The following is a 3,766-nucleotide window of genomic DNA, read 5'->3' as shown; positions in this document are numbered from 1 at the left end:
CCAGCGGGTAATTATGAAGGGATTCGTATGGCATGAGGCGTCCGTCCAGCCCCAGAAAGATACGGGCAAAATCCATTCTTATCTCCTGTGGCGAATCGGCAAATCTCATCTGGAACATATCCTTAAGCTGTATAACTGTTTCATCGGTGGGCTCATGAATAAACAGGCCGGCAAAAAGCCTGTACAATTCTGCCCTCTCAATGTCTTCCACATTATCGTAAAATGCCACAGTAAAACTCCAAAAAATGATTTAATATTATATTTTACTCCAGATTCTGCTTTATCAAGCAATAAAAAATCTCCCCATGGAAAAGCTCATGGGGAGATTATCGTATTTGCAGTGGATTAATAAGATTCCTTGTAATCGAATACAGGGAATATCTTGGCGAATATCCAGAACAGTACGAAAGGCATAATGAAAATACTTAATGCGCCGCCGAATCCTTCCTTGAAGGTTTCCCAGTCATGTGGGATTATCGGCAGGTGATAATGCATGTACCCTGCAAATGTCAAAGAGAATGCCTGCCCTCCGATAACGACGTTCCATCTCATCATAAAGACGCCGAACATCACAAGGATTACAGCGATTACCGCACGTCTTATCGTAAGCCCCGGCATTACAAAGAGAATAAACGGAATGAGATTGCCAATGGTATACTGTAATATAAATATATTTGTGAAGTCTTTCCCGTAAATAACGCTCCTTAAGACATCCCATGACTTGACTGCCGTGTATCCCCTGAAGATAAGGTCTAAAAGCTCAAGGCTTATTGCAAATATCAGGAATAAGAGGAGATATTTTGCAGTCATCCTTATGACATTGATTTCGACCCCTCCTATCTCTTCCCTTGTCTGAAGGTGCGTATAGGTGGTCTTTTTGCGGGATGCGAGGAACTTCTTAATCTCCATGGTGACTATGTATGTGAGCATGCAGAGCGCAATACCTGACACTACAGCAGACATTATAAAGATAACAGGCATGAGCGGCGTCATCCACAATGCATTTGCCTTGACAGAGCCGAAGATGAACCCAGCGTAACCGTGGAGGAAACATGCGACGGGGATGCCGAGACCCGCAAGGATCTTAATGGCCTTCTCGTCTCTTTTCAGAGATTCCTCGCTTATATCGTATACGCCGAGGGTCAGTGCGCAGAAAACGAGGTATTTAAACCATTCAAACAGGGTCTTATCCTGTTTCGCCTTGAGGGGCAGGGCAATCTCTGTAAAATGTTTCCTGTATATGAACCACAACTCCGATGCAACTATCGCCCCATATGCAGAAAAGACAATGCCAAAGGCAGCTATTGCAGAGGTGAAGTGAGGGGTCATGAATATATTAAAACCCCTGTGCGGGAACTGGAGATGCAGAACTATAGGCATGGGCGCTGTAAAAAGGAGGGCAAACGAGAACACAAGGGCAAATCTCGCCATATCCTTCAACTGTTTTATCCCGAAGACATGATACAGCGATGAGAGTACAAATGCCCCAGCAACAAGTCCTGTCATGAAAGGATACATTACTATCTGTATGCTCCAGTATATGTATTCGTTTGGATAGGTAAAGAGCTCTTTTAGTGTCCAGACTTCTCCATGAACCATGATTATCTTACCTCCTTATCCAGGCCGATGTAATAGACCTGCGGTTTTGTTCCGAATTCTTCCTTTAATATCCCTACCCTTTCTGTCTTTATAATCTTTGTGACAGGGTCTTTGGGGTCTTTAATATTGCCTATCTGTCTTGCGCCAAAAGGACACGCACTAACGCATGCTGTTTTCATGCCTTTTGTAATCCTGTGGTAGCAGAAATTGCACTTTTCAGCCGTATGGTGTTCGGGATGGAAGAATCTCACGCCGTAAGGACAAGCCATTATACAGTAACCGCAGCCGATGCAGGTCTTCCTGTCAACGAGTACGACGCCGTCAGAGGTTTGATAGGTCGCTCCAACAGGGCATACCTGAACGCACGGAGGATTTTCGCACTGGTTGCAGAGCTTTGGAACAAAAAAATGCCTTGTCTATCTCCTCCTTTTTTATATCCTGATGTTTTCCGGCTCCGAGATCGATCTTGCTTGTAGTAAAGCCATCCCTTGCCCCCTTTGGGGTGTCGGCAAATAGTTTCCCTTCCTTTGTAACAACGTATCTCTCAACCCATGTCCTTGTCACATTAGCATCGTAGGGGATCTCATTTTCGGTTTTGCATGCCTTGACGCAAAGACCGCAGCCGACACATTTGTATGTATCAACCAGAAAAACCCATCTTGTCTTTGATTTATCGTTTTTGCCCGCAAAAATCTTGTTGGGATTAACTATTTCCAGTGCTGCTATAGGCACTGCCAATCCTGCGATTCCCTTAACCGTATATTTTCAATAAGCCCCTTCTCGTTATCATCGTTTACCTCCCTTTGAAGCGCCAAGATTAGGTTTGTGCGGGTTATGACACATGGAACATTCAATATCGGGATTGTGCTTGTCGGGATCTATTCCCCGGATATTTGCCCTTCCGCTTGTCGGATATGGGAGATAAGAATGACATCTGAGACATTGCTGCCTGCTTTTATCTATGTGCAGTTTTGTTGGATTTGACGGATGCTCCAATGCAGGGCCATGACAGTTCTCGCAGTTTATAATCGCATGTGGTGACTGCATTAAGCTGTCATGTTTATCGCCGTGGCAGTCCTTGCAGTATTCGTTATTGAACTGATATTTTGCCTTTACGGCCTTCCATTCCCCTTCATTGCTCTTCCGGTGCCAGCCGTACATGTACCCTCTCTCCCAGACGCCGAAATCCTTCGGAACAATAAATAACGGGCAATTAAAACAATACCCACCAGACCGATGACAACGAAAAGCGGTCTGAACACATGGTTCTTCATAATCCCTCCCCGGAAAACTGTATTGTATATTCCCTTTAGCCTGCTAACTTATAAATTTTTTCGGGCTCTTATACCCATGACACTTCACACAATCCTTCTTTGCCCGGGCCTCCGTGACTCTCCATGAATGGGGCTTATGGCAGTCCACGCACTTCATGTTCATGCCCTTTATATGCAGTTCATGCTTGCCCACATTCAATTGATCGCTGTGGCAGCCCATACAAGTCCCATAATCCGGCCTCACCTTTTTATGTGGTTTATGACACTCATAACACTTAAACTGCATTGCTGCATCTGCAGGCACATCTATCTTTGTTGCCTTTTTAATTACCTGCTGAGACGGCTGGAAGTATTTCACATCTATTGTTCCCTCAGCAATCAATTTCTTTCTTACAGACTCGTCCCGTGACAGAAGAGACACTTATTCCTTCCAGGCTTTAAATCCTCGGTGCGGTCCGTATGGCAGTTGATGCAGGCTAATTTTTCCATACCTATGCCGTGAACCTCTTTGTCCTTATGGCACTGCATGCAGAATCTCTCCTCGGGCAAAAACTTATGCGCAACATAACCATGGCATTTGGTACATTCTATCTTCTCCATAAATACATGCTTTGCATGGTATCTGGATTTATTAACCTTCGCAGCCTGCGGATATTTTTCCTTCCCTTCCCAGTGGCATTCCATACACAGTTGGGATGGCACTATAATCTTTCCGTGTCTCGCCTCAACCTGCTTCTGTCCGAGAAAGACAAATCTGTACAACTGCACCACCTGCTCCTTCTTTGTGAAATGGTGGCATTCATGGCAGGTAACCACATTATGCTTGCTCTGAGACCATCTCTCCTGCGCATAATCATGCACGTGGCACAACTGGCATGCATCAGGGTCGTTCT

The 3,766-nt window shown here is 45.0% G+C and carries 4 protein-coding genes and 2 pseudogenes; all 6 read right to left on the bottom strand.

All coding sequences use genetic code 11. The annotated features are described in order from the left end of the window. On the bottom strand, positions 1–229 hold a 229-nt coding region (locus V7L97_RS05895), incomplete at its 3' end, for a hypothetical protein (RefSeq protein ID WP_333654161.1). Positions 230–345: 116 nt separating this feature from the next. Continuing rightward, positions 346–1,599, bottom strand: coding sequence for an NrfD/PsrC family molybdoenzyme membrane anchor subunit (nrfD, locus tag V7L97_RS05890; RefSeq protein ID WP_333654160.1), 1,254 nt, complete (start codon positions 1,597–1,599; stop codon positions 346–348). A 2-nt stretch (positions 1,600–1,601) separates the two neighbouring features. Next, positions 1,602–2,389 (bottom strand): annotated as a pseudogene (locus V7L97_RS12950) (4Fe-4S dicluster domain-containing protein). Next, the gene (locus V7L97_RS05875; protein WP_333654157.1) at positions 2,386–2,760 is read right to left on the bottom strand and encodes a cytochrome c3 family protein; all 375 of its coding nucleotides are present in this window, start codon (positions 2,758–2,760) and stop codon (positions 2,386–2,388) included. Before V7L97_RS05875 ends, V7L97_RS12950 begins: the two are co-directional and overlap by 4 nt. Positions 2,761–2,916: 156 nt before the next feature. Beyond that, positions 2,917–3,294 carry a hypothetical protein gene (locus V7L97_RS05870; protein ID WP_333654156.1) on the bottom strand — a complete coding sequence of 126 codons (378 nt, stop codon included), beginning with the start codon at positions 3,292–3,294 and terminating at the stop codon, positions 2,917–2,919. Beyond that, positions 3,264–3,766 (bottom strand): annotated as a pseudogene (locus tag V7L97_RS05865) (hypothetical protein); the annotation flags it as partial. The pseudogene V7L97_RS05865 and the gene V7L97_RS05870, both read right to left, overlap by 31 nt.

Source organism: Dissulfurispira sp., assembly GCF_036745535.1.
In the GTDB taxonomy this organism is placed as follows: Bacteria; Nitrospirota; Thermodesulfovibrionia; order Thermodesulfovibrionales; family Dissulfurispiraceae; genus Dissulfurispira.
The sequence above is the reverse complement of the archived record's forward strand: the minus strand, read 5'-3'. Positions and strand labels throughout refer to the sequence as shown.